The 24,220-nt window shown below is 71.4% G+C and carries 23 protein-coding genes; 11 read left to right on the top strand and 12 right to left on the bottom strand.

Annotated elements, in window-relative coordinates; translation table 11 throughout:
• The first annotated feature begins 12 nt into the window (after positions 1-12).
• A complete protein-coding gene (locus OG293_RS10605; RefSeq protein ID WP_405998530.1) occupies positions 13-1,311 on the top strand; it encodes a styrene monooxygenase/indole monooxygenase family protein in 1,299 nt (432 codons plus the stop codon).
• On the opposite strand, the gene OG293_RS10600 is transcribed toward OG293_RS10605, so the two are convergent.
• The 3 genes from OG293_RS10600 to OG293_RS10590 all read right to left on the bottom strand — a co-directional run bounded on the left by OG293_RS10600 (position 1,221) and on the right by OG293_RS10590 (position 5,644).
• On the bottom strand, positions 1,221-2,510 hold the full coding sequence (locus OG293_RS10600; protein ID WP_405998529.1) for an NlpC/P60 family protein: 1,290 nt from the start codon (positions 2,508-2,510) through the stop codon (positions 1,221-1,223). The genes OG293_RS10605 and OG293_RS10600 overlap by 91 nt on opposite strands.
• Positions 2,511-2,649: 139 nt before the next feature.
• A complete protein-coding gene (locus OG293_RS10595; protein ID WP_406003556.1) occupies positions 2,650-5,331 on the bottom strand; it encodes a PQQ-binding-like beta-propeller repeat protein in 2,682 nt (893 codons plus the stop codon).
• A 37-nt stretch (positions 5,332-5,368) separates the two neighbouring features.
• Entirely contained in the window at positions 5,369-5,644 is a 276-nt protein-coding gene (locus tag OG293_RS10590; RefSeq protein WP_405998528.1) for a hypothetical protein, read from the bottom strand.
• A 295-nt stretch (positions 5,645-5,939) separates the two neighbouring features.
• Between OG293_RS10590 and OG293_RS10585 the strand changes: the two genes are divergently transcribed.
• The 7 genes from OG293_RS10585 to OG293_RS10555 all read left to right on the top strand — a co-directional run bounded on the left by OG293_RS10585 (position 5,940) and on the right by OG293_RS10555 (position 13,609).
• The gene (locus OG293_RS10585) at positions 5,940-7,871 is read left to right on the top strand and encodes a hypothetical protein (protein ID WP_405998527.1); all 1,932 of its coding nucleotides are present in this window, start codon (positions 5,940-5,942) and stop codon (positions 7,869-7,871) included.
• 116 nt (positions 7,872-7,987) lie between these two features.
• On the top strand, positions 7,988-9,247 hold the full coding sequence (locus tag OG293_RS10580; RefSeq protein ID WP_405998526.1) for an ABC transporter substrate-binding protein: 1,260 nt from the start codon (positions 7,988-7,990) through the stop codon (positions 9,245-9,247).
• A complete protein-coding gene (locus OG293_RS10575) occupies positions 9,244-10,197 on the top strand; it encodes a carbohydrate ABC transporter permease (RefSeq protein WP_405998525.1) in 954 nt (317 codons plus the stop codon). Before OG293_RS10580 ends, OG293_RS10575 begins: the two co-directional genes overlap by 4 nt.
• The gene (locus tag OG293_RS10570; RefSeq protein ID WP_405998524.1) at positions 10,197-11,000 is read left to right on the top strand and encodes a carbohydrate ABC transporter permease; all 804 of its coding nucleotides are present in this window, start codon (positions 10,197-10,199) and stop codon (positions 10,998-11,000) included. Before OG293_RS10575 ends, OG293_RS10570 begins: the two co-directional genes overlap by 1 nt.
• On the top strand, positions 10,997-11,701 hold the full coding sequence (locus tag OG293_RS10565) for an amidohydrolase family protein (protein ID WP_405998523.1): 705 nt from the start codon (positions 10,997-10,999) through the stop codon (positions 11,699-11,701). Before OG293_RS10570 ends, OG293_RS10565 begins: the two co-directional genes overlap by 4 nt.
• Positions 11,702-11,717: 16 nt before the next feature.
• Positions 11,718-12,470, top strand: coding sequence for an amidohydrolase family protein (locus tag OG293_RS10560; protein WP_405998522.1), 753 nt, complete (start codon positions 11,718-11,720; stop codon positions 12,468-12,470).
• Positions 12,467-13,609, top strand: coding sequence for a DegT/DnrJ/EryC1/StrS family aminotransferase (locus OG293_RS10555; protein WP_405998521.1), 1,143 nt, complete (start codon positions 12,467-12,469; stop codon positions 13,607-13,609). The genes OG293_RS10560 and OG293_RS10555 overlap by 4 nt, the downstream gene beginning before the upstream one ends.
• Here OG293_RS10555 and OG293_RS10550 read toward each other — a convergent pair.
• Positions 13,599-14,597: an LLM class flavin-dependent oxidoreductase gene (locus OG293_RS10550; RefSeq protein WP_405998520.1), complete on the bottom strand. Its 999-nt coding sequence runs from the start codon at positions 14,595-14,597 to the stop codon at positions 13,599-13,601. The genes OG293_RS10555 and OG293_RS10550 overlap by 11 nt on opposite strands.
• A gap of 81 nt (positions 14,598-14,678) precedes the next feature.
• On the opposite strand from OG293_RS10550, the gene OG293_RS10545 reads away from it, so the two are divergent.
• A complete protein-coding gene (locus tag OG293_RS10545; RefSeq protein WP_405998519.1) occupies positions 14,679-15,647 on the top strand; it encodes a dihydrodipicolinate synthase family protein in 969 nt (322 codons plus the stop codon).
• 54 nt (positions 15,648-15,701) lie between these two features.
• Here the strand turns inward: OG293_RS10545 and OG293_RS10540 are convergent, their stop codons facing one another.
• From OG293_RS10540 to OG293_RS10530, 3 genes are read right to left on the bottom strand one after another with little or no spacing between them, the layout of a single operon-like run.
• Positions 15,702-16,460 carry an amidohydrolase family protein gene (locus tag OG293_RS10540; RefSeq protein ID WP_405998518.1) on the bottom strand — a complete coding sequence of 253 codons (759 nt, stop codon included), beginning with the start codon at positions 16,458-16,460 and terminating at the stop codon, positions 15,702-15,704.
• A complete protein-coding gene (locus OG293_RS10535) occupies positions 16,460-17,203 on the bottom strand; it encodes a hypothetical protein (protein ID WP_405998517.1) in 744 nt (247 codons plus the stop codon). Before OG293_RS10535 ends, OG293_RS10540 begins: the two co-directional genes overlap by 1 nt.
• Positions 17,200-18,336, bottom strand: a complete 1,137-nt coding sequence (locus OG293_RS10530; protein WP_405998516.1) for a DegT/DnrJ/EryC1/StrS family aminotransferase — start codon at positions 18,334-18,336, stop codon at positions 17,200-17,202. The genes OG293_RS10535 and OG293_RS10530 overlap by 4 nt, the downstream gene beginning before the upstream one ends.
• 124 nt (positions 18,337-18,460) lie before the next feature.
• On the opposite strand from OG293_RS10530, the gene OG293_RS10525 reads away from it, so the two are divergent.
• Both OG293_RS10525 and OG293_RS10520 read left to right on the top strand, forming a co-directional pair.
• Positions 18,461-19,687: a helix-turn-helix domain-containing protein gene (locus OG293_RS10525; protein ID WP_405998515.1), complete on the top strand. Its 1,227-nt coding sequence runs from the start codon at positions 18,461-18,463 to the stop codon at positions 19,685-19,687.
• 42 nt (positions 19,688-19,729) lie between these two features.
• Positions 19,730-20,806 carry a mandelate racemase/muconate lactonizing enzyme family protein gene (locus tag OG293_RS10520; RefSeq protein ID WP_405998514.1) on the top strand — a complete coding sequence of 359 codons (1,077 nt, stop codon included), beginning with the start codon at positions 19,730-19,732 and terminating at the stop codon, positions 20,804-20,806.
• 264 nt (positions 20,807-21,070) lie between these two features.
• Here the strand turns inward: OG293_RS10520 and OG293_RS10515 are convergent, their stop codons facing one another.
• From OG293_RS10515 to OG293_RS10495, 5 genes are read right to left on the bottom strand one after another with little or no spacing between them, the layout of a single operon-like run.
• The gene (locus tag OG293_RS10515) at positions 21,071-21,442 is read right to left on the bottom strand and encodes a hypothetical protein (RefSeq protein WP_405998513.1); all 372 of its coding nucleotides are present in this window, start codon (positions 21,440-21,442) and stop codon (positions 21,071-21,073) included.
• 19 nt (positions 21,443-21,461) lie between these two features.
• The gene (locus tag OG293_RS10510; protein ID WP_405998512.1) at positions 21,462-22,049 is read right to left on the bottom strand and encodes a class IV adenylate cyclase; all 588 of its coding nucleotides are present in this window, start codon (positions 22,047-22,049) and stop codon (positions 21,462-21,464) included.
• A complete protein-coding gene (locus OG293_RS10505; RefSeq protein WP_405998511.1) occupies positions 22,046-22,723 on the bottom strand; it encodes a class I SAM-dependent methyltransferase in 678 nt (225 codons plus the stop codon). Before OG293_RS10505 ends, OG293_RS10510 begins: the two co-directional genes overlap by 4 nt.
• Positions 22,641-23,282: a hypothetical protein gene (locus OG293_RS10500; RefSeq protein WP_405998510.1), complete on the bottom strand. Its 642-nt coding sequence runs from the start codon at positions 23,280-23,282 to the stop codon at positions 22,641-22,643. The genes OG293_RS10505 and OG293_RS10500 overlap by 83 nt, the downstream gene beginning before the upstream one ends.
• Positions 23,275-24,177, bottom strand: coding sequence for a radical SAM protein (locus OG293_RS10495; RefSeq protein WP_405998509.1), 903 nt, complete (start codon positions 24,175-24,177; stop codon positions 23,275-23,277). Before OG293_RS10495 ends, OG293_RS10500 begins: the two co-directional genes overlap by 8 nt.
• Between the last annotated feature and the right edge of the window lie 43 nt (positions 24,178-24,220).

The following is a 24,220-nucleotide window of genomic DNA, read 5'->3' as shown; positions in this document are numbered from 1 at the left end:
GAGACTCGCCCGATGCGGAAGATACTCATAGTCGGAGCCGGTCAGTCCGGTCTCCAGCTCGCCCTCGGACTCCAGTCCCAGGGCTACGAGGTCACCCTGATGTCCAACCGCACGGCGGACGAGATCCGGTCCGGCCGGGTCATGTCCACTCAGTGCATGTTCGACACGGCGCTCCAGCACGAGCGAGATCTGGGCGTCAACTTCTGGGAGTCCCAGGCCCCGCGCATCGAAGGACTCGGCGTCTCGGTGGCCGCCCCCGACGCCTCCCGGCCCATCGACTGGGTGGGCAGGCTCGACGGCTACGCCCAGTCCGTCGACCAGCGCGTGAAGATGGCCGGCTGGATGGAGACCTTCGCCCAGCGCGGCGGCCAGCTGGTCATCCACGGCGCGGCCGTCTCGGACCTGGACTACTTCTCACGCACATACGACCTGGTGCTGGTCTCGGCCGGCAAGGGCGAGCTGGTCTCGATGTTCGGCCGGGACGCCTCCCGCTCCCCGTACGACACCCCGCAGCGCGCGCTCGCCGTCGCGTACGTCCATGGCCTCGGCCCGCGCCCCGAGCACCCCGACTACGACGCGGTCCGCTGCAATCTCGTCCCCGGCGTCGGCGAGCTCTTCGTGATGCCCACCTTCACGACCACCGGCCGCGCGGACATCCTGTTCTGGGAAGGCATTCCGGGCGGTCCTCTCGATGTCTTCCAGGGCGTCAAGGACCCCGCCGAGCATCTCTCGCTGACGCTTGAGCTGATGGAGAAGTTCACACCCTGGGAGTACGCGCGTGCCACCAAGGTCGAGCTGACCGACGCGGGCGCCACGCTCGCCGGGCGCTATGCCCCCACCGTACGCAAGCCGATCGGCCGGCTGCCCGGCGGCGGCCTGGTCCTCGGTGTCGCCGACGTCGTCGTGGCCAACGACCCGATCACCGGCCAGGGCTCGAACTCCGCGGCCAAGTGCGCCGCGGCGTATCTGGCCTCGATCACCGGGCACGGCGACCGGCCGTTCGACGAGGAGTGGATGCGGTCCACGTTCGACCGCTACTGGGACACCGCGCAGCACGTCACCAAGTGGACGAACGCGATGCTCGGCGTCCCGCCGGAGCACGTCCTCAACCTGATCGGCGCGGCGGGCGGGCTCCAGCCGGTCGCCGACCGGTTCGCCAACGGATTCAACGACCCGGCCGACTTCGAGAACTTCTTCTACGAGCCCGAGAAGACGGGCGCCTACCTGGCCGAGGTGTCCGGAGCATCCGCCTCGGCGGATGCGGCCGGGGATTCCTCCGGGACGTCCGCCGGGGCCTCCGCCCCCCGGTAGCCGGTGTCCGGCCCCGCCGTGGCTGTGTCCGGGAGCCGCGGCGGGGTGTACGCGTCGAGCGGAGTGCCGTCCGGATCCGGGCGGACCGCGCCGAGCAGCGGGTTCGCCGCGATGGGGGAGACCTTGACGGTGGCGCCGGGGCGTGGCGCCTGGATCACCATCCCGCCGCCGAGGTAGATCGCCACATGGGTGGCCTCGGGGAAGTAGACGACCAGGTCGCCGGGGCGCAGGGAGCGCAGCGGGACGCGCGGGAGCTCCTCCCACTGTTCCTGGCTGGTCCGTGGGATCTCGCGGCCCGCCTCGGCCCAGGCCTCTGACGTCAGGCCCGAGCAGTCGTACGACTGCGGTCCCTCCGCGCCCCACAGATACGGCTTGCCGATCTGCTCGACCGCGTACCGAAGTGCCTTCTCGCCCTGCTCGGTGGGCGTGCGCTCCGCCGCGAGGGCTCCCGACGCGACGAGCTCCTCCTGCGCCTTGTCCGTGCCGGACTGCTCCAGCGCGGTCAGCGCGGCGATCTGCTCGGGGGTGAGGGACGCGAGCAGCGCCTCGACCCTCTTCAGCTTCGCCGCCGCCCGGTCACGTGCCTGCTTCTGCCGGGCGGCGAGGGCCTGTTCCTTCTCCAGGGCCTTGCGGGACGCGGTCACCAGAGCGGCGGTCCGGTGGGCGCCCGCCTCCAGCCTGGCCGTCGTCGCCAGCCGTTCACTGGCGGCACGCTCGATCAGATGGTTCTGGTCGAGAGCCTGTCGCGGATTCCGGGCGAGGAGAAGGAACAGATACGTGGAGAGCTCGGACTCGCCCTGGTACTGCAGCCGGGCCAGCCGTCCCGCCTCGCCGTGGCTCGTGGAGAGCGCGTCACGCGCCGTGGCCAGTTCGCGGCCGAGCCTCGCGGTCTCGGCCCGCTGCTTGGTGAGCTCGTCCTCCGTGGCGTTGTACGCCTCCGTGGCCTTCTCCGCCTCCCGGTACCGCGTCTGAAGCTGCGTCAGCGTCCGGGCGAGGTCCGTCGGCTGTTCGGAGGCGGCGTCGACGACGGGCTCGGTCGCTGATGGGGCCGAAAGGGGTTCGGCCGTGGCGGGCTCGGACACCGCGGGCTCGGACACGGCAGGGTCTGCGGCCGGGTCGGCCGACGCGGGCACGGTGGCGAGCGCGGTCACGGCCACGAGCGCCGCCGTACAGACAGTTCGGACCACGCTGTCTGACATCGCGTCACCTCCGGCCGGGGGACGGCCCGTCCGCCCCACCGCCGATCGTGCGCGCGCGCCACCGCGAGCGCCCGGCGGGTGGTCGGTTCAGAGCAATACGGTCACTCGTGGAGGGGGTGTGCGGCCCGCCGCCGGTGTGTCAGATCACCGGGAGCGCGTAGAAGGTACCCTCCCGCTGCACAACGAGGTACCGGCCGCCGCCCTGGAGCGGCACGTAACGCGCCCCGCCCGGGGTGTCCTTCGCGCCCGCCTCCTGGAACTTCCACAGACGCTTGCCGTCGCGTGCGGAGAACGCGGTGAGCTGCGCGCCGTCGCCCGCGACCACCGTGCCGCCGCTCGCCGTGACGCCGGTCGCCGGGACACCGTTCCAGACCGGAGCCTCGGTGGAGCGCTGCCACAGCGGGCGGCCGGTCGCGATGTCGATCGCGTACACCTGCTGGCGGCGGTTGGCGGCGTAGAGCACAGGGCCGCGCAGGACCGCCTTGCCGAACGGGAAGATCCCGCTCTCCCCGGCAGCCGGGGCCGCGGCCACCCGCCACAGGCGCGCGCCGTTCCGGCTGCGGTACGCGTGCAGCTCGCCCGCCGCCGCGGCGAAGATCTTGTCCGTCGTATCGCCGACGGCAGCGGCTGCGGGCACGACGCCGGGCAGCGCGAACGACTGGCGCGCCCTGCCCGACGCGCGGTCGAGGACGAGCAGCACGGATGCGCCCTTGGACGCCGTGCGCTGGGCGGGCGTGAGCGAGGCAGCGTCCTGCCGTACGACGACATCGGCGGCGCGGGCGGCGATCAGGTCGTAGCGCGCGACGGACGGGCCGATGCCGTTGGTGACGGGGGTGCGCCAGAGCCACTTGCGCGCGACGAGGTCGTACGCGAAGAAGTACGTGGCGAGTGCGGCACCCTTCCTGACGCGGCCCGTCATCCACAGCGTGGAGCCGTCGGAGCCGGTGATCCCGCCGAGCGTCAGCGTCTCGCCGGGGCCCGCCAGGGCCGACTTGGCGACGCGGTGCCTGATCTGCCCGTCGCGTGCCGAGATCCAGAGGAACTCACTGGCACCGTCGACGAGGCAGAGCTGGTCGTCGACCGCGACGGCGCGGGAGAGCGAGGCGGCTTCCTTGAGCTGCCAGAGCCTGCTGCCGGTCCGCACATCCACGCCGACCGCTCCGTCGCCGCCGGTCAGGACGAGCACCCGGTCGCGCCAGACCGTGGCGTTCGGCGGCGGGTCCGTGTCCTTGCCCGGGTGCTCGTACCGCCAGTGCGGCTCGGGCGGTACTCCCGGGACGCGGGCGCGCGGGGGAACGGCGCTGGTCCTGGGCGCGGAATCCGACGAGCCTTCACCCTCGCCGAGGGCGTACACCGCGCCGGAGCCGAGGGCGATGCCGACGGCTCCGGCCGCGATCCCGACGAGGAGGGTGCGCCGACCGGGCCCTGCCGGGGGCCCGGGAGCCGCCCCCGGCAGCGCGCCGGGCGGCACCGGGGGCGACACGGGTACGGGCAGGTGCACGGGCCGCGTCACGGCGGGCAGGGCGGCAGGGGGCTGCCCGGCGGCCTGCGGCACGAGCTGCCCGGCGGCCCGCGGTGCGAGGGGCGTGCCGTTCGGCGGTGCGAGGGGTCCGGCGGTCTGTGGGGCGGGGTACGGCGGTCCCGACGCGCCCGCCAGCGGCGCGAGTGGCGCAAGTGGCGCACGGGCCGGGGGTACGCCCGGCGCGGTCGTCACCCGGTCGGCCCCGCCGCCGAGGATCAGGGTGCCGGGCTCGCCCCCCGCCGCGCGGGGCGCGCCGGGGACGAGTTGTCCGCCCCCGGGCGCGGTGACCGCGTCCGGGGGGCCGCCGACCGCCCGTGCCGGGGCCGCGTCCCGCGGTCCGTCGCCGAAGGCCAAGCTTGCCTGCCCGGCCACGGCGACGGCCTCGGGTGCCGGGGAGTTCCCGTCGGCCGGAACCACCTCCGCGCTGCCGGTCCGCACCGACTCCACGGCCGCTGCCTGCGACTGAACCGCCCGCACGAGGACGGGCGGGAGCCAGCCGTCCCGGGCCAGCGCCGCCGCGCCCTCCAGGGCGAGCTCCGCCGCCACCGTGCCCGCCGAAGGGCGGTCCTGCGGCAGCTTGGCCAGACAACTCGCCAGCAGCGGGCGCACCTCGTCCGGCACGCCCCGCAGGTCCGGCTCCGCATGGGCGATCCGGTCCGCGTCGCCCAGGGGAGTGGTACCCGTCGCCGCGTACGCCAGCAGCAGACCCAGCACGAAGATGTCGGAGGCCGGTCCCGGCCGCGCGCCCGTCGCCTGTTCCGGGGTCAGATATCCAAGCTTCACCGTCAGTTGCCCGTCGGGGCGGGCCTCGGCGACGGCCGCCGCGCCCAGCGCACCGAAGGCGGTGAGCCGGGGGCCGTCGGCGGCGAGCAGCACGGTGTCGGGCGCGAGCCCGTGCAGCACCGCACCGCCCGCGTGCACCCGTGCGAGCGTCTCGGCGAGACCGGCGCCCAGTATCCGTAAGGCCCGCTCGGGCAGCGGACCGGCCAGGGCGATGGCCTCGCGCAGGCTCAGCGCGGGGACGTAGGGGCTCGCCGTCCACGGGGGACTGGCGTCCGTACGGGACACGATCGGCGCCACCCAGCCGCCGGCCAGCCGCTCGGTCCGGCGGGTCTCCGAGGCGAAGCGGCGCCGGAAGGCGACCAGCTCCGCCAGCTCGGGCCTCGCGAGGGACACGACCGCGGTCGTTCCGTCCGGCCCCTGCGCGAGATAGCGGACCGAGACCGCCGATTCCCCGAAGCGCGCCAGCGCGGTGTAGGGGCCGATCTGGCGCGGATCGTCCTGCTGCAGCGGCTCCATGGCGAGCATCCCCCCTGGCTACACGGTCCTTGCGATCTTATGGCGCGTCGTTCCGCTTCGACCAGGGCCACTTGGGCGTGCGTCGCTCCGCGCCGCCGGGGGCGTACTCGTACTTCCAGCCGCGCTGGAGACCGAGCCGCTTGGTGTAGCCCGAAGGGACGCGCCGGTAGGCGTGCACGGTCGGCGGTGTGCCCTCGTCGTTCGGGACGGGGACCTCGTACCACTTCGGGGGATGACCGGTGGGCCCGACCAGCACGGGCAGCACGAGCCCGTCCAGCGGCCCGCCCTCGAAGGGGGTGTTCTCACTTCTCACCCGGTCAGTCTCACGCAGGGCCGGTCCGCCGTCGTCACCGGGCGCGCCGCGGTACGGCGGACGGCCCGGTGCATGGGCCCGTTGGAGTGCTGTCCCGGTCCCGCCCGGTCCGCGCCGTTGACGCCCCACGGGGGGTGGCGTATCACTTTCGGCTAGTGCCGTAACTCCCGTTTCTATCGGAGGTGTTACCCCTGTGACGACGCGACGAGCGTTTCTCGCCGGCTCGACCGCAGCACTCTCCGCCTCTGTAATCTCGTTATCAGCTCCGAGTTCCGCGTCCGCCGAGGAGGCGCTGATGCGTGATCCCGTATCGCTGGGTGTACCACTCGCCGACGTCCTGCTACTGGGTGGAACGGTCGCCCCGGGGCCCGGTGGCAGACCCGCCCTGTGGAACGTCTCCACAGGCAAGCCCGCCTATCTCAACGCCATCGACCCGGCCACCGGCGACCAACTCGTCAGTGTCCCGCTGGTCGCCGCCGACGGCGCCTGGGCCGTCGCCGCCGCGCCCGACGGGGTGTACGCGGGGACCTACGGCAACGCGCATCTGTACCGCTGGCGGCCGGGTTCCCCGGACGCCGCCGAGGACCTCGGTCTGGCGCTCCCCGCGCAGACGTTCATCTGGTCGCTGACCTCCGACGCGGAGGGCAGGATCTGGGGCGGCACCTTCCCGGGCGGCAAGGTGTTCCGCTTCGACCCGGTGACCAAGGAGTTCACCGACTTCGGTCAGGTGGTCGCGGGTCAGACGTATGTGCGGAGCATCGCCTGCTCCGGTGGCAAGGTCTACTCCGGCTCGTACGCGGCGGCCCACATCGCCGAGCTGGACCCCGCCACGGGCTCGGTCACCGAACTCCCCAAGCCCCCGGGCCTCAGCTCCATCGAGGGCAAGGCCGTCTACGACCTGGACGCCTTCGGCGGACGCCTGTACGCCCGTATCGGCTCCGACCTGCCGGGACCGCTCTTCGTCTACGACCTCCAGACGCGGGCCTGGACCGACGAGATCACCGACGCGCACGGTCTGAAGATCGCCCCTCCCGACTCGGGCGGCGGGATCCATCTCATCCAGCGTGGCGAGCTGCGCCGCTACGACCCGGCCACCAAACAGCTCACCGGCACCGGGCTCACGCTCACCGGCAAGGTGCAGAACACCCGTTCCATCGGCTGGGCCGAGCTGGGCATCGCGAACTATCCGGGGCGCAGTGTGGTCGGCACGCTCTGGCGCGGCGAGATGTTCCGCTACAACCCCACCACGGGTTCGAGCGCCATCCTGGACACCAAGGTCCGCAAGGAACCGATCGAGATCCTGGCGCTGGGCGCGGGCGGCAAGAAGACCGTCTACGCCGGCGGTTTCCTCAACGGCGGCCTGGGTGCCGTCCGTACCGACACCGGCGTCTCGGCGTTCCACCGCTTCGCGCAGATCGAGTCGATACTGCAGGCGTCGGACGGCACGGTCTGGCTCGGCGTATATCCCGAGTCCAGGCTGTACCGGTACCGGCCCGATCAGCCCTGGAACAGCCCGGAGTACTCCCCGGGCGGACCTGTGGGGACCACGCCCAACCCCGAGCTGATCTTCAACCTGGGCGCCCAGCTCCAGGCCCGCAGCAAGTGTCTCGCGGAGGTCGACGGGAAGATCGCGGTCGGTACCGTCCCGGCCGGCGACCGGCTCGGTGGCGGGCTCGCGCTCTACGACCCGTCCACCGGCGACTCGACCTTCACCCGCAATGTCTCGCAGGACCAGAGCCTGTTCTCGCTGGCCGCGTACGACGGTGTGGTCTACGGCGGCGGGTCGGTGACCGGCGGGCTCAGCACCACGCCGACCACCCGCAAGGCGGGCGCGGTCTTCGCCTGGGACGTGGACAGCGGCGAGAAGCTCTGGGAGTTCGAGCCGGTCGCCACCGAGGGCACGGTCAGTGCGCTGGTCGTGGGCCCCGACCGGAAACTGTGGGGCCTGGCCGGGCACACGCTCTTCGCGATCGACCGGCAGACCCACCGGATTCTGCACACCTTCGAGCTGGGGACCAGAAGCACCGGCGGGTCGATCGTGGTGTTGCGCTCCAAGCTGTACGTGAGCGTGGACGGCGGTCTCGTCTACCGCATCGACCCGTTCGCGCCGCACCGCGATCCGGTGCTCATCATGGCGTACCCGCACCGGCGGCTGACGGGGCATCAGGACGGACGGCTCTACTTCAACCGGGTCGCCGAGCTGTTCGTCGTCGATCCCCGGACCTGAATCCGCCCCCACCCCGTACCGGGGCATTGACACGCCAAATCCTGCCCGGTTACTTTCGGCCCAGGCCGAAACTAGCCGGGCTCTGGCTCCCTTTCTCAGGCCTTCCGGAGGCCCCCATGAAGACAGGCTTCAAGCGCGCCGCCGCACCTCTCGCCCTGCTCACGCTCTCCGCGCTGCTCACCGGCTGCGGCGGCGACAGCAGTTCGGGTTCGTCGAAGAAGGTCACCGTCTGGATGTATCCGGTGATCGCCGACCCCAAGGCCAACACCGCCTACTGGTCACAGATCGAGAAGGACTTCCGGGCCGCCGAGCCCGATGTGCAGCTCACCATCGAGCAGCAGCCGTGGGAGAACCGCGACGAGAAGCTCGCCACCGCGCTCAGCGGCGGCAAGGGCCCCGACGTCGTGCTGCTCGGCCCCGACCAGATCCCGCAGTATCTGAGCAATGGCGCCATCCGGCCCGTCGACGGCGCGCTCAAGGGCACCGAGGGCAAGTTCCTGCCGGCCGCCCTCGAAGCGATGAAGCAGAACGGCAAGGTCTTCGCCGCACCGATCTACCACACCGTCACCACCACGCTCTACAACAAGAAGCTGCTGGACAAGGCGGGCATCACCAAGCCCCCGGCCACCTGGGACGAGATCAGGGCCGCCGTCCCCAAGCTGAAGGCGTCGGGCGCCGCCGTCCTCGACTACTCCGCGGGCAACGAAGCCACCCAGAACCTCAACTTCTATCCGCTGCTGTGGGAGGCGGGCGGCACGGTCTTCGCCAAGAACGGCAAGAAGGTCGCCTTCAACGGCCCCGAGGGCGTCGCCGCCCTCACGTTCGTCACCGAGCTCTACAAGGCCGGCGGGATTCCCAAGTCCGCGCTGACCAACGCCAACGTCGTCGCCGACCAGGCGCTCGGCAAGCAGCAGGCGGCCATGGGCTTCTCCAACACACCTGCCGACGCGGCCATCGCGGCGAAGGCGTGGGGCGCGGAGAACGTCATCGTCGGCCCGCCCCTCACCGGCACCAAGCAGGTGAACTTCGGCATCCCCGGCGGACTCGGCATCAACGCCAAGTCCAGGAACGTCGCCGGATCGGAGAAGTTCCTCGCCTTCATGACCAGGCCCGAGCAGCTCCAGAGCATGGGCAAGGCCAGCGGGTTCCTCTCGCCGCGCACGGATGTCACGGTGTCCAGCGACGCGCCGTACGCCAAGGAGTTCCAGGCGGCCCTCTCCTCGGTCTGCCCCGGTGAGCCCAATCCCACCGCACGCCAGCTGATGTCGCTGATCGCGCCCGAGATCCAGGCCGCGCTCACCGGCAAGAAGAGCCCCAAGGAAGCCCTCGACTCGGCGGCCGAGCAGGCCGACGACCTGCTGGCGCGTCAGCGTTGAGCAAGACCACGGTCGGTACGGCGCCCGTCGCCACCACCGCCCCCGGCAAGCCCCCGGGCGGTGGTGGCTCCCGCTCCCGCAGGACCGTACGGCGGCGCGAGGCACTCGTGGGGCTCGCCTTCGTGGCCCCGATGCTGCTGCTGTTCATCGTCTTCCGCTTCGGACCGACGCTCGGCGCGGCGTTCCTCTCCCTCACCGACTACCGGCTCAGCGGCGAGTGGGAGTTCATCGGGGCCGAGAACTACACCCGGCTCATCGACGACGACCTCTTCTGGAGCAGCCTCGGCGTCACCGCCCTGTACACGCTGTTCTTCGTGCCGCTCACCGTGCTGCTCTCGCTGGGCACGGCCCTGCTGCTGCACCGCACCGTCTGGGCCCGCGGCTTCTTCCGCGGGGTCTTCTTCCTGCCGTACGTCACCAGCATCGTGCTGGCCGCCGTCCTCTGGAAGTGGATCTACGAGGTCCAGGACGGCCTGATCAATGTCACGCTCGGCGCGCTCTCGCTCGGCCCCGTCGACTTCCTCGGCGACGAACACCTCGTCCTGCCCTCGATCGCGGTCACCTCCGCCTGGAAGGGGTTCGGCTACTCCATGCTGATCCTGCTGGCCGGACTCCAGTCCATCCCGCGGCATGTCATCGAGGCGGCCACCATCGACGGGGCGAACGGCCGGCAGCGCTTCCGCTGGGTGACGCTGCCGCTCCTGCGGCCCGTGCTGTTCTTCGTCCTCGTCATCGAGGCCATCGGTTCGTTCCAGGTGTTCGACGCGATGTACGTGATGACGGCCGGAGGACCCGTACGGGCCAGCTACTCCCTCGTCTACCTGCTCTACGACACCGGCTTCAAGTTCTTCGACTTCGGCTACGCGAGCGCGATCGGCCTGGTCCTCTTCCTCGTCGTCCTGACCTTCTCACTCGTCCAGCGCAGGCTCATCGGAAGGGACGCGGACTGATGGCGCGGCTCAGACTGCCCGTCCTGCTGGTCCTGGTGGCGCTCGTGACCGTCACCCCCTTCGTGGTGATGGTGTTCGTCGCCTTCGCTCCGCCCGGAGGCCGGACACTGCCGGGCGCCTTCGACATCACCCGGGCCACCTGGCAGAACTTCTCCGACGTCCTCGGCAGCGAGGACGTCATGCGCTGGGCGTTCAACTCGCTCGTCTACTCCGTCGTCTCCGTGGCGCTCATCCTGCTGTTCTCCTCGATGGCCGGATACGCCTTCGCCAAGAAGCGGTTCCCAGGACGGGAGGTGCTGTTCTGGTCGTTCCTGGCGACCCTGATGGTGCCTTTTCAGGCCACCCTCATCCCGTACTACATCCTCGTCTCGAAAATGGGAGGCGTGGACACCTACTGGGGCCTGATCGTGCCCACCCTCGCCAACTCCCAGGCCGTCTTCCTGATGCGGCAGTTCATCCACCAGCTGCCCGACGAGCTGTTCGAGGCCGCGAAGATCGACGGGGCGTCGGAGTGGCGGATCTACACCACCGTCGTCCTCCCGCTGATCCGGCCGGTCCTCGCGACGCTCGGGGTCTTCGTCTTCCTCTGGCACTGGAACGACTTCCTGTGGCCGCTGGTCATCGGCCAGTCCGCCCAGATGCGCACGCTCACCGTCGGCCTCGCCACGCTGGAGGGCGAGAACGTCGCGGTCAACCAGATCATGGCCGGCGCCACCATCACCGTCATCCCCTGTCTGCTCGTCTTCGGGCTCCTCCAGCGCTACCTCACCGACTCCATCGCCACCACAGGCCTCAAGACATGACGGTCGTCGACATCAACCGGCTGCTCGGCCCGCTGCCGTACGACGAGGTGGCGAGCCGCGATGCGGCCGGCCTGCTCGGCGAACTCGACCGGCTGCGCATCGACAGCGCCTGGGTGGTGCACACCCATGCGCTGTACGGCGACCCGCGCGACGGCAACGCCTCGCTCACGGACGCCGACGGCGGACGGCTGCGGCCCGTGCCGGTCCTGGTCCCGGGACCGCTCGGCACCACCGGGAGCGATACCCCCGTCGTGCGGCTGTGCCCCGGCGAGCACCACTGGCCCCTGACCGGCGCGCACGCGCTCGCCCTGGGCGACGCCCTCGCCCGCGCCCGCACCACCGTCCTGCTCGGCTGGGAGTCCGCCACCGCCGCCGAGATCCACCGGTTCGCCGACGCCGTCCCCGCACTGCGGATCGTCCTCACCGGAACCGGCTACCGCAGCCTCCGCGACCTCGCCGAGCTCATGGACGCCCACGAGGAGCTCTCCGTGGACACCTCGACGCTCGCCGGACATCTCCAGGTGGAGTGGTTCGCAGGGCGGTACGGAGCCCGCCGCGTCCTGTTCGGCACGGGCGCCCCCGTCACCGACGACGCTGGGCCCCGCTACCAGCTCGACACCCTGGAGCTGTCGGGTGCCGACACCGCCCTGATCGCGGGCGGCAACGCCCTTCGGCTGCTGGGCCAGGGCCCCAACCCATGAGAGCGGTCCGCACCCCATGAGAATCGTCGACGCCCACGGCCACCTCGGGCGCTGGTCCGCCTTCGCCGTCACCGACGGCTCCGCGGACAGCCTCATCCGCGTGATGGACCGCTGCCAGGTCGCCACCGCCTGCGTCTCGCATCTGCTCGCGGTGGGACCCGACGCCCGTGCCGGGAACGCCCTGCTGCTGACGGAACTCGACCTGCACCCCGGCCGACTCCTCGGCTACGCCGTCTACAACCCGCACGACCCCGAGGCCCCCGCGCGGCTCGTGGACCTTCTGGACGTGCCCGGCGTCATCGGGGTCAAGCTCCACCCGGAGGTGCACGAACTCCCGCTCGACGACCGCGCCTACGCCCCGGCGTTCGACATCGCCGCCGCGCGCGGCCGTCTCGTCCTCGCGCACAGCCAGTACGCCTCCGCCTTCTCCGACCCCGTGCGCTTCGCCGCCGTGGCCCCCCGCTACCCCGACCTGCCCGTCCTGATGGGCCATTCGGGGCTGTGGACCGACGGCTTCGCACCCGCGGCCGAGGCGGCGGCCCGCTGCCCCAACCTCGTACTGGAGACCTGTGGCTCCCGGATGACCACCCGTCACCTGCTGCGGCTCGTGGCCGAGGCCGGGGCCGGGCGCATCGCCTTCGGCTCCGACGCGGTCTTCCTCGATCTGCGGGTGGGCTTCGGGCGGGTGCTGCTCAGCGGCCTCGGCGAGGCGGACCTCGCGCAGATCCTCCACGGCACCATGGACCGCCTGCTGAAGGGCCTGCGATGACTCCCGTCCGCATGCAGGGCTGGCCCCAGTGGCCGCCGCCGGCCACCGAGGAGCAGCGCGAGAGGCTGCTCGCGGTGCTGGACGGCGGGGCGTGGGGGGCGACGGCGGGCACCGAGACCGAGTCCTTCGCCGCGGCTTTCGCCCGCAGCGTGGGCGCCGCGTACGGCGTATGCACCGTCAACGGCACGGTGGCGCTGTTCCTGGCGCTGCGGGCTCTCGGCGTGGGGCCAGGGGACGAGGTCGTCGTGCCCGCCTACACATTCGTGGCCAGCGCCACCGCCGTGGTGCTGGCAGGCGCCCGGCCCGTCGTCGCCGACGTCCTGCCCGGCACGCTGCACCTCGACCCGGAGGCCGCGCGGCGGCTGACGGGCCCACGGACCAGGGCCGTCATGCCGGTCCACCTGGCGGGAGCGCCCGCCGACACCGAGGCGCTGAGGTCCCTGGGCGTCCCGGTCGTGGAGGACGCGGCCCAGGCGCACGGAGCGAGCAGGCACGGACGCCCGGCGGGAAGCCTCGGGCACGCGGGCTGCTTCAGCTTCCAGTCCGGCAAGGCGATGACCGCGGGGGAGGGCGGCATCGTCGTGACGGACGACCTTGAGACGTACGAGCGGCTGTGGTCCCTCCACAATGTCGGCCGGCGCCGCGATGGCGGCTGGTACGAACACCCGGAGCTCGGCTGGAACCTGCGGATGACGGAGTTCCAGGCGGCTCTGCTGCACCCTCAGCTCGCCCTGCTCGACGGCCAGCTGGAGCACCGTGCGGCCCGTGCGGCGACGCTGGGCCGACAGCTCGCCCGGGTCGAGGGCCTTGAGCCGCTCGGGAACCCGGCAGGCACCACCCGGCACACCTGGCACCTGGCCGTGCTGCGGTACGACCCGGTGGCCTTCGCAGGGCATCCCAAGAGGGCGTTCCTGGACGCGATGGCCGCCGAAGGAGTACCGCTCGACGCCGGATACCGCTCCCTGTCACGGGAGCCCTGGACCGCGGGCGGTCCCTGCCCGGTCGCCGAGGCCGCCGAGGACACGGTCGTATGGGTCCGGCAGCCGATGCTGATGGCCGACGACGCCGCGATGGCGGACATCGCGGGCGCGGCCCTCGTGGTCCAGCGGGACTTCCGCAGGCGCCCGTTCAGCCGTTGAGTCGCGGCAGCACCTCGGCGCCGAACGTCTCGATCGCACCCAGCGCGTCCTTCTGCGGCATGCCCGGCGGCTGGATGCGCAGCACCACACCGTCGGCGCCCATCTCGCCGTACTCCGCCAGCCGCTGCACGCACCGGTCCACCGAACCGATCACCGAGCGCGCCTCGATGTCGTCCCACTCCTGGGCGTAGCGCGCGGCGTCGGCCGAGGTGCGCTTCCAGTCGCCGTACGCGTCGTACAGACCCCGCAGCGGTGCCTCCAGGGCCGCACGCGCCTGCTGGGAGGTGGCAGCGGCAAAGCCCTCGCGGCAGACGATGACCTCCGCGCCGAGGCTCGCCGCACCGCGTGGGCAGGAGCGGTACTCCTCGATCTTCCCGGGCAGTTCGGTGTCCAGCTCGTTGAACGACGTGGTCCAGCCGTCGCACATCCGGGCCGTACGCTCCAGGGCCGCGGAGACCCGGCCCCCGTTCCAGATCCGGGGCCGGGGGGACTGCACCGGCCGGGGCGACAGAAATGCCTCCTGTACGGACGTCCAGCGGCCCCTGTACGTGACCTCGTCCTCGGTCCACAGCCGGGTGACCAGCTCCAGGCACTCCTCGAACCGAGCCACACGCTCACGCGGCTGGGTGCCGTACAGCATGAACTCCTCGGGCCGGTAGCCGAGTACGAAACCGGCCGTCAGCCGGCCGCCCGAGAGCACATCGATGTGCGCGAGCGTCTCCGCCAGCCACACCGGCTGGTAGACCGGCGCGATCAGCCCGGCCGTGGCGAGTCCGATCCGCTCGGTGTGCGCGGCGAGATAGGCCAGTGAGGTGATCGCCTCGTGGTATCCGGGCCGGTGCAGATGCCGTTCGCCCAGCACCACCCAGTCGAACCCGGCCTCCTCGGCCAGCCGGACCTGCTCCACCGCGTCGGCGAGCCGGGGCCGGTCGCCCTTGTCCGCGTAGAGATTGACGTACAGACCGAGACGCGTGGGGCGCTGTGACATGCTCGCTGGCCTTTCCTTTACGGTCCGGGCCGTAAAGGCTAGCGTGTCGGCAACGAGCGCAACAGACGGGAGAGATCGTCCATGTCTGCGACGGAGAACCTGGTGCGCAGGCTGCGCGGCACCGTACTGCCCGCGGTGGCCACCCCCATGGACCACCGAGGAGTCGTCGATCTGACCGCGCTGCGCGGCTACGCGGAACGGATCGCGGCCGAACGGATCGGCGGCGTCGCCGTCTGGGCGCACACCGGCCGCGGTCTTCACCTCTCCGAGCCCGACCGGCACCACGTGCTGCGCGTCTGGCGGGAAGCGGTCGACGCGCCGGTCGTGGCGGGCGTCGGCGTGCCGCGATCGGCCCGCGCGAGCACCTTGCGGGAAGCGTGGGACGCGACCCTCGCCATGGCGGTACAGGCGGCCGACCTCGGCGCGGACGCGCTCATGGTCTACCCGCTGGCGCAGTTCGCGTCCCGCCCGGAGGGCGAGGGCGAGGCGGTACGCCTGCACGAACGCGTCGCCGAGGCGAGCGGGCTGCCGGTGCTCGGCTTCTTCCTGCACGGCGAGGCGGGCGGCTACCCCTACCCGCCCGCCCTGATCCGCCGCCTGCTCGCCCTGCCGTCGGCCGCCGGGGTCAAACTCGCGACGCTGGACCGTGCGATGGCCTGCCAGGACGCGATCCGTGCGGCACAGGAGTCCGGAAAGCTGGTGGTGACGGGCGAGGACAGGATGTTCGGCCCGTCCCTGATGTGGGGCGCGGACTCCGCCCTGGTGGGTATCGCGGCGGCGCGGGTGCCACTGACGAACGCGGTCCTGGACGCATGGACGTCGGGTGACGCGCCCGGATTCCTGCGTGCCTCGGCCCGACTCGACCGTTTCGCCGAATCGACGTTCCTCGACCCGATCGAGGGCTACGTCCAGCGGATGCTGTGGGCGGCTGTCTGGGAGGGCCTGATCCCCGAGGAGTCGGCACACGATCCGTACGGGCCGAGGCCGGTGGGGGTGGAGAGGGGCACGGTGGTGGCGTGCCTGGAGGAACTGGCGAAGGAGGACGACTAGGGTCTTTCGTCTGGATCAGGCCGGATGTGCTCGGCCCGCCGGCACCACTGAGCCCTACGGGAAGGGGCGGGTCGGGGAAATCTCCCCGAGGGCGAACAGCTCCGCCGCGTTGCGCCACAGAACCCTCTCCAGTTCCTCCCGCCCGAACCCCGCATCCCTGACCACCCCCAACGCCACACACGGATCGATCAGCGTCGAGTCCGTCCCGAACAGCAGCCGCTCCACCGGCACGCCCGCCTCCCGCGCGTACGCGATGCGGCCCGCGTCCGTGACCGTGCGGCAGTGCTCCAGGTAGAGGCGGTCGCAGGCCGCCGCCGCATGCGCCGCCTCGCGCCAGGCGTCGCCGCCCGCGTGGCCCATGATGATCCGCAGGCGGGGCCTGCTCTCCAGCAGCTCGGGCAGGAGCGCGACCTCGGGCCCCCAGGTGTGCAGCAGCAGCGGCACGCCGGCCTCGTCGACCAGGTCGAAGGCCTCGGCCATCTGGCGGGTGCCGATGTGCCGCCCCGGATAGTGGGTGTGGATCTTCGCCCCGACGAAGCGGCCGGTGTCCAGACAGCGCCGCAGATCCTTCGCGCTCTCCTCGATCCGGTTGGGGTTCACCACGGCGTACCCGAGCAGCCGGGGGTGCACGGCCAGTACCTCGCGCAGGGCGGCATTGCCGGTCACCGCGTCGTACACCACCGCCTCGGCGGCCGAGGCGATCTGCAGGTCGATTCCGTAGCGGTCCATCAGACGGACGTTGAACGCCGCGTCACGCGAGTCCATGTGGAACGGCCAGTGACCCACGTGCGCATGTACATCGATGATCGGCATCAGTCCAGCAGCTCCTCGATGTTCCCGCCGGCGATCGCGGCCCGCTCGGCCTCCCCGATGCCCGCGTAGCGCAGCCTCAGTGTCTGCGGGGAGATGTCCATGAAGGGGGTGCGCGAGCCGAAGACGAGGTGGCGTGCCCCCACCGTCTCGACGACCCGTTCGACCGCGTCGGGCGCGGAGAGCAGCCGGGTCGTGGCCCGGAAGCCGTGCTCGACGCGGGCGAGCAGCAGGAAGTCGGCCAGCACGTACGAGTGCACGTCGAGGAAGACGACATCCGCGCCGCGTCCCGCCAGCACCGGCCCGTAGTGGCGGGGGTCCCCGTCGTGGAGCAGGACGAGTCCGCGGGCGACGGCCTGTTCGATCACATGCCGGTAGCCGGGGAAGTCCGGCTCCACGTCGTGCTCCTCGGTGAAGAGCCGCAGGAAGCGGACCCCTTCGGCGTCCAGCGCGTCCAGCCGGTCCTCGACCGTGAGCGCGTCCCGTAGATCGACCGTGCCGACCGGCAGCAGCTCGGGGCAGTCGGCGAGCTCCTTGACGGTCTGGGTGTTGCCCGAGGCGTCGTCGAACAGGGCGCCCCGGGTGGACATCGCCAGCGCCCGGGAGACGGGGGAGCGGGCGAGCCGCGCCCTGACCTCCGCCAGGCCGACGTCGGCGTGGTGCCTGGGCCAGGGTCCGTACAGCACGTCGACGTCCCAGCCGATGAGCTCCTCGGGTGCGGTCCGCAGCCAATCGTGGTCGGTCACCGGGCCACCGCCCGCGCGTGGACGGCGCGGATCGCGTCGGCGATCCGGGTGACGTGGGCCGCCGTGTACGCCTCGTTCCAGGGCAGCGCCAGCAGAGTCCGCTCGATGAGCCGCTCCGCCTGCGGGCACAGGCCGGGCGGATATCCGGGCAGCGCCGGATTGGCGTACAGCGGATGTTCGAGATAGCCGGGCATGGCGGGCACCCCTTCGGCCTCCAGGTCCTTGGCCCAGCGGGCGTTGTCGTCGACGAGCAGCGGGAAGAGCCACCAGGCGTGTCCCGGCTGCGCCTCTGCCACGGTGACACGCTCCAGCCCCTCCAGCGCGTCGACGAGCTGCCCGGCCCGCTCGCGCCGTCGGCGCACCACCTCCGCCACCTTGGTGAGCTGGGCGCGGGCCACCGCAGCGATCAGCTCCGGCATCCGGTAGTTCAACCCCGGCTCACGGTGGATCCGGCCCTCCGCGCGGTCCCAGCCCTTGTCCATGAACAGCCGCATACGGCGGGCGAGCGCCGGGTCGTCGGTGAGCGCAAGGCCGCCGTCGCCCGCGGTGATGTGCTTGTACTGCTGAAGGCTGAAGCAGGAGATGTCCCCGACCGTGCCCAGCAGCCGGCCCGCGCCGTCCTCGCCCAGCCAGGCCTGCGCGCAGTCCTCGATGAGCACCAGGCCGTGCCGGTCGCAGATCTCGCGCAGCGCGCCGATGTCCGCGGCTGCGCCGAACAGGTGGACGGCGATGACGGCCTTGGTGCGCGGTGTGACGGCCGCCTCGACCGCGGCCGGGTCGAGGTTGCCGTCCCTGGGCCGTACGTCGGCGAACACGACGCGCGCCTGCTGGGCCAGTACGGGCGCGACCGTGCCGAAGTCCGACAGCGGGGTCGTGACGACCTCGTCGCCGGGGCCGACCCCGGCCGCCACCACCGCCAGATGCAGGGACGCCGTCCCCGAACTGCAGGCGACCGCCTCCGCACGGGAGTACAACCCGGTCATCTCGGCCTCAAGGGAGCGTGCTTCACTGCCGAAGGCGCTGCACAGAACCGCCGAGTCCAGCACGCGCAGGACCGCGGCCCGTTCCGCCTCGCCGAAGGTGCGCCCACGAGGGTCGAGAACGGTGGGCAGCGGCATTTCCCGTTCGGGCATCGGGGCACTATCCTCTCCGCAAGCATGCGGTTATGGCCTGGGCCGAAACTAGGGTCGTGGTTGCGGGGCGTCAACCCCGTCCAGGAGTACCGCAGAACCGCTCCTGAAGAACGGAGACCGGCCGATGGCTCTCACGGTCGGCGTGATCGGCCCCGAGGACCTGGTGCACAAGGTGGTCGCGGTCGGCGGCGCCGCGGGGGCCGACCGGCTGGTGCCCCTCCCGTACCGTCACGAGGACGAGACCCTCGACGTCGTCGGGAGAGCGCAGGCCGAGGTGGACGCCCTGCTGTTCACCGGCGTCGTACCGCACACGATCGCCACGGCCGCGGGTCTCCTGGACCGGCCCGCGATGTATGTCCCGTACAGCGGTGCCACCCTGCTGCGCGCCCTCGTCGAACTGCTCCGTCTCGGTCACGACGTCACCCGCATCTCCATCGACACACTGCGCCGCAGCGAGGTCATGGAGACCCTCACCGAGGCCAAACTGCCCACCGAGCATGTGCATGTCCTGCCCTACCGGCCGGGGCTGACCTCGCAGGATCTGGCGGAGTTCCATCTCGCCGCGCGCGACAAGAAGCAGACCAGGGTCGCCCTCACCTGCCTCGGCTCGGCCTTCCACCTCCTCGACCACGAGATGCACGCCGTACGTCTCGCGCCCTCCCGGCACTCCATACGGTCCACGCTCCAGGCCCTGCTGCTCGCCACGGCCGGAGCGCACAGCGGTGACGCCCAGGTCGCGCTCGGCATCATCGACCTCCCGGCCGCGGACCAGGAGCTCGCCGCCGACCTGCGCGTTCTGGGCGGCAGCGTGGCGGATCTGCCGGACGGGCAGCGACTGGTCGTCACCACGCGGGGCGTGCTGGAGGAGGTGAGCGAGCAGTTCACCCGGCTCCCGTTCCTCGCCGGCCTCGCGGCCCGGCACGGTGCCGCGCACGTGGGCTTCGGCCTCGGCCGCACGGCCGCGGAGGCCGAGGCGCTGGCCAGGAGGGCGGTCAACCGGGCCCGCTCGGTTGGCGCGGTCGCCGGGGTCGTCTCGATGACCGACGATGTCGACATCGTGATCGACGCCGAGCGGTCGGGGCCGGTGGCGACCGGGCCCGAGAGCACCGTCACGCTCGCCCGCCGCGTCGGACTCAATCCAAGGACTCTGGAGCGGCTGCGCGAACTGGCCGCCGAGGAACCGGACGAGGGCATCACCGCGCACCGCGTGGCCGAACACCTCGCCGTCCAGCAGCGCACCGCACGCCGCATCCTCAAACGACTGGAGCGGGCCGGTGTGGCCGTCCCGACGGGCAGCCGGCAGCAGGGCCAGACCGGCCGCCCTCCGATCGTCTACCGCGTACGCCTCTGAGCCCGCCCTTACGGTCCGGGCCGTAACCCGAAGGAGCCGTGCTTGAAGATCGCCTCGATCCACACGCGCGTCGTCAGGGCCCCCTACCGACGTCCCTTCGTCATCAGCAGTGGAACCAGCCCCGAACTGATCAGCCTCCTCGTCGAAGTACGCACCGCCGACTCGGTGTCCGGATTCGGCGAGGCGTCCCCGATGACCGCGTACACCGGAGAGACGCTCGCCGGCCTGGAGTCGGCGCTCACCGAGCATGCGGCCCCCGCGCTGATCGGCCGCGACCCGCGCGATCTGGCAGGAGCTCACCTCGCCATGGACGCGGCGATCCGCGGCCAGCATCTCGCCAAGGCGGCCCTGGACATCGCCCTGCACGACCTCGCGGGGAGGGCGGCGGGCTGGCCCGTACACCTCCTCCTCGGCGGCGGCGTCCGCTCCCGCGTGCCCACGGCGTGGGTCGTCGGGCTCGGCACGGTCGACGAGATGGTGAAGGAGGCGTCGGAGTACGCGGCACGGGGCTTCACCCACATCAAGGTCAAGGGCGGTCAGCACCCGGATCTCGATGTGCAACTGGTGCGCCTGGTGCGGGATGTCCTTCCGGACCCGGTCGAGCTCTGCCTCGACGCGAACGAGGGCTACGACCCCGGGACGGCCGGCCGGACCGTCGCCAGGCTGGCCGACGCCGGTCTCGATCTGATCGAACAGCCGCTGCCGCGATGGGACTTGGCCGGGATGGCGGCGTTGCGTCGCGGCGGAGGTGTGCGGGTCATGGCCGACGAGAGCATGCAGTCGCTGCACGACGCCATGGAGATCGTGCGGCGGGGCGCGGCCGATGTTCTCAACATCAAGATCCTGAAGGTGGGGGGCCTGCACCGGGCACGCCAGATCGCCGCGCTCGCGGAGTCCGCGGGCCTCGCGGTGAAGATCGGCACGATGCCGGAACTGGGCGTCGCGTCGCTGGCAGCGGCCCATCTGGCGGCGGCCCTCCCGCACGCGACGGTCCCGGCGGACCTGGTGGGCCCGCTGCTGGTGGACGAGGAGCCGCTGGCGCCGGGGGCGTTTGCGGGGGCGGGGGACCGGGGGTGGGTGGAGGTTCCGGCGGGGGCGGGGCTGGGCCACGACCTCTGAGGCGGCCCGATCTCTCTTCTGGGGCGGAGCCGCGATCGGGGTCGCACCGTCGGGCCCGTGGGCTCGCCCGGGCCGAGCTGCCAGTCGCGGACTTTTGGGGCCGACGGCGGTGGTGAGTCCTGCCACCCAAACCCCGACAACGACAACGCGCTTCCCGGCACGTATGGCCCCTAACCAGGCACTCGTACAGAGTGTGAGGCCCGCCCTGGCCACGGGGCTCATGCCGCGGGGGACGGCAGGCACTTCCGTGGCCAGGGCGGGAGCTTAACTTCGGCGGAGGAACCTGCTGTGGCTCCGGTGCCTGCCGGTACGCCGTGCGGAGGGTGGTTCCAGCGCGGGGGTCTCGCTTGGCGGGTCAGGGCGAGTCGGTTCATCCTTGCTGAGGATGGACTGCCAGACCCGTTCCTGGAGCACACGGATGCAGTCGCCGCACGCGTACATCGGTGCCTGGGCGCCGGCGACGTTTGCGGGGCCGATCCACAGGACGCGCGTCCATTGCCGTCCGCAGTAGAGCCAGCAGAAGCCGTCGACCCACTTGTTGGCGTCGTCCGTGGCTGCCGGCGCGGGCAGACCTCCGCGGGCGAATTCGGCGATCCCGGGGATCACCCTGTGCGGTAACGCGAGTTCCGTAAGCATCGCTTGTCCGCCTTCGGGATCAACGGCTTCGGACCGTCGCCGAGGGGACCACGTGCTTCTCGGCGTCGGCGAAGAGGAGGGTGGGCTCGGCGAGAATGTCGCGTCCCGCCTCGCTCTTGTAGATCTCGTCGACGCTGCCGAAGCGGGCTTCGGAGTAGTCGAGTTCGAGCAGGGACGCCGCCTGCCGGACGGACGCCTCGTCGGGGCCCTCGATCTCCACGAAGGTGGGGAGGTCGGGCCAGGTGTCGAAGTCGAAGGCGACCTCGCCCAGGCGCCACTCCTCGCGGTAGTTCTCCTGGTAGCGGACCTCGGTGAGGCCGAGCCGGCGGAGGATGTCGGCCATGGCGTGCAGGTCGGTGACCTCGGTCTCGATCTCGGTCGTGCCGTCGATCGTGGTGGCGTCGGTGACCTGCTTGAGCGTGAGCGTCGAGCGGGTGCCCTCGTCCCGCAGGCGGAGCCACGCGCCGCCGTCGAGGGCGTCGTTCTCGAAGATCTTGCGGGTGAGGAGGGTGCGCGGGAACGCCTGGACGGCGCCGAGGGCGGTGAGGCTGGCCTGAAGGTCGGCGACGTCGACGGCCAGGAACTTCGCCTCGTACTCGTGCTTCATGAGTCCTTCTTTCCGTATCGGTGGGGGAGCATGGACGTTCGGGTCGCGAGGAACAGGCCCATGCGGTGGGTGTGGTCCTTGAGTTGGCCGATGTGTGCCCGCTCGGTGAACTCGTTCGTGCGCAGCGTGAGCAGCACGTCCCAGTTGCCGATGAAGTGGTGCCGCAGCCGCTCGGGGGAGGTGTAGTGCTCGACCAGGTGGTGGCGCTTGTCGACGGGTATCATGAACTCCGCGCCGAACAGCCCGCCCGGCCCAACCAGACGCTGCATGCGATCGACGAACTCGGCAAGCGGGCGATGGTGGTTGGCACTGTAGTGCCACGAACAGCTCGTCCAGACTGCGTCGCACGGGACCTTCAGGGGCTCGCCCTGAAGGAAGTCCTCCTCTACAACCCGTACGCGGTCGTGGAGTTCTTCGAGTTTGAGCCGGTCGATCAGGCCCGTCGCGTGGGCGTGATTGTCACCCGGGAGGTGGACCTCGCCACCGTGCAGGGCGACCGCGTCGCGTTCGATGGCGACGACGCGGTATCCGGCGGCGGCGAGCGGCAGGACGAACTTGCCGTCGCTCGCGCCGACGACCGCGACGGTGGCGTCAGGGGCAACCCGCTCCCTCAGCGTGGCGAGGAACCGGGGGAAGAAGGTGAGGGTGTGCTCCCACAGGCTCTGTGTCTGCACGGGAGTGTGCTCCTTGCGTGTCGGTGGCGAGGATCGCCTGGAGGACCCCGTCGGGGCTGAGGTCCGTGGTGTCCACGCGGTGCATCGGGAACGGGGCGTAGGCGTCGGTCACCTGGTCCGTGAAGGTCTCGACGAGGGCGTCCCAGTGGGAGGCCGGCTTATCTCGCGAGGCGAGGCGGCGCCGGCGCTCGTCCTCGGCGCAGACAAGGTGGTAGGTGACGGGCTGGGGCAGCGTGGACGGCAATGTGATGCCGAGGCTGGCCCCGAGGGCGCGGTGGTTGGCCAGGCAGCGGGCGAAATAGCTCTCCACGACGACCGGGACGCCGGCCGTCAGGTGACGCCGTATCTCGTCGGCCGCGGTGAAAAGCGCGGAGAGGTAGAAGCACATCCGTGCCTCGACATTCCTCCGCTTGTCCACCTCATGCCTCAGGGGCTGGAAGACGGGTGGCACGGTGGGGACGAGGACGGCCTGGCGGGCCTCGGCCAGCAAGGGCGCGATGGTCGACTTGCCGGTGCCCCGTGAGCCTTCGAGGCTTTCGAACAACGGGTGGTCAGGCACGGGCGTACACCACGTCCGGCACCGCGACCGTGAGCTCGTCCGTGGCGGAGGGCCGGTGGACGATGTGGTTGGCGGACTTCTCGTACCAGAACGCGTGCGAATCCTTGCCGACGGCCTTGCAGGACATGGTGAGCGCGCCGCGCGGGTCGGCCTCGATCCGTTCGATCTCACCCCGGCCGTCGGCCGGAGCGCAGATTTCCGGGGCGCCGTGCTCGGACAGGTCCTCGTCGACGATGACCTCGATGGACAGTTCGGCCGTCTGGAGTTCCTTGCGGAGCCTGCTGTAGGCGCTCAGGTTGGTGACCAGCAGCTCCGGGCGCTCAGCGGCGTTGCCGACCGCCCGCAGGTGGTGCAGCTTCAGCTGACGTACCCCGAAGCGCGTCAGGGTACGCGCGAGGGGCAGAACTTCGTTGATGTTCTGGGAGGTGACCGTCGTGGTGACCCCGGTGGGGACACCGAGCCGCCTAGCGAGGGCGAGGGCTTCGAGCGCGCTCTGGTAGCTGCCTGCCTTGCGGATACGGTCGTTGGTCGAGCCGATCCCTTCCAGGGAGACGCGCAGCAGGTCCAGGTGGGGAGCGATCTCGGTCAGGCGGCGCTCGATCCGGTATCCGTTGGTGCAGATCTCGACCCGCTGGCCCAGTTCCTCCTTGGCGTGCCGGACGACCTGGGCGAGGTCCTTGTAGACGAACGGCTCACCGCCGAGCAGGGTGACGGCCTCGGTGCCGTACTGCTCGCGCATCAGGGTGAGGAGGCTGACGGCCTGCTCGGCGGCGAAGGCGTCGGCGTGCTGGAGCCTCGTGCCGTGGAAGCAGTGGCCGCACTCGAAGTTGCAGCGGTACAGCAGCTGGAGGTACAGCATCCGGATCTTCCGGATCCCGGTGACTTCGCCGATCACGGGGGCTCCTTGGGCTGGTTGCCTGATGGGAGCCCTGATAGTG

Origin of the sequence: Streptomyces sp. NBC_00829, from assembly GCF_045161795.1 — a bacterium.
In the GTDB taxonomy this organism is placed as follows: domain Bacteria; phylum Actinomycetota; class Actinomycetes; order Streptomycetales; family Streptomycetaceae; genus Streptomyces.
This window is presented reverse-complemented; position numbering and strand designations above follow the sequence as displayed.

Bases quoted from the DNA above. Each gene is read 5' to 3' on its own strand.
- OG293_RS10605 (WP_405998530.1), top strand. From the start codon at position 13: ATGCGGAAGATACTCATAGTCGGAGCCGGTCAGTCCGGTCTCCAGCTC.
- OG293_RS10600 (WP_405998529.1), bottom strand. From the start codon at position 2,510: ATGTCAGACAGCGTGGTCCGAACTGTCTGTACGGCGGCGCTCGTGGCC.
- OG293_RS10595 (WP_406003556.1), bottom strand. From the start codon at position 5,331: ATGGAGCCGCTGCAGCAGGACGATCCGCGCCAGATCGGCCCCTACACC.
- OG293_RS10585 (WP_405998527.1), top strand. From the start codon at position 5,940: ATGCGTGATCCCGTATCGCTGGGTGTACCACTCGCCGACGTCCTGCTA.
- OG293_RS10580 (WP_405998526.1), top strand. From the start codon at position 7,988: ATGAAGACAGGCTTCAAGCGCGCCGCCGCACCTCTCGCCCTGCTCACG.
- OG293_RS10570 (WP_405998524.1), top strand. From the start codon at position 10,197: ATGGCGCGGCTCAGACTGCCCGTCCTGCTGGTCCTGGTGGCGCTCGTG.
- OG293_RS10565 (WP_405998523.1), top strand. From the start codon at position 10,997: ATGACGGTCGTCGACATCAACCGGCTGCTCGGCCCGCTGCCGTACGAC.
- OG293_RS10560 (WP_405998522.1), top strand. From the start codon at position 11,718: ATGAGAATCGTCGACGCCCACGGCCACCTCGGGCGCTGGTCCGCCTTC.
- OG293_RS10555 (WP_405998521.1), top strand. From the start codon at position 12,467: ATGACTCCCGTCCGCATGCAGGGCTGGCCCCAGTGGCCGCCGCCGGCC.
- OG293_RS10550 (WP_405998520.1), bottom strand. From the start codon at position 14,597: ATGTCACAGCGCCCCACGCGTCTCGGTCTGTACGTCAATCTCTACGCG.
- OG293_RS10545 (WP_405998519.1), top strand. From the start codon at position 14,679: ATGTCTGCGACGGAGAACCTGGTGCGCAGGCTGCGCGGCACCGTACTG.
- OG293_RS10540 (WP_405998518.1), bottom strand. From the start codon at position 16,460: ATGCCGATCATCGATGTACATGCGCACGTGGGTCACTGGCCGTTCCAC.
- OG293_RS10530 (WP_405998516.1), bottom strand. From the start codon at position 18,336: ATGCCCGAACGGGAAATGCCGCTGCCCACCGTTCTCGACCCTCGTGGG.
- OG293_RS10525 (WP_405998515.1), top strand. From the start codon at position 18,461: ATGGCTCTCACGGTCGGCGTGATCGGCCCCGAGGACCTGGTGCACAAG.
- OG293_RS10515 (WP_405998513.1), bottom strand. From the start codon at position 21,442: ATGCTTACGGAACTCGCGTTACCGCACAGGGTGATCCCCGGGATCGCC.
- OG293_RS10510 (WP_405998512.1), bottom strand. From the start codon at position 22,049: ATGAAGCACGAGTACGAGGCGAAGTTCCTGGCCGTCGACGTCGCCGAC.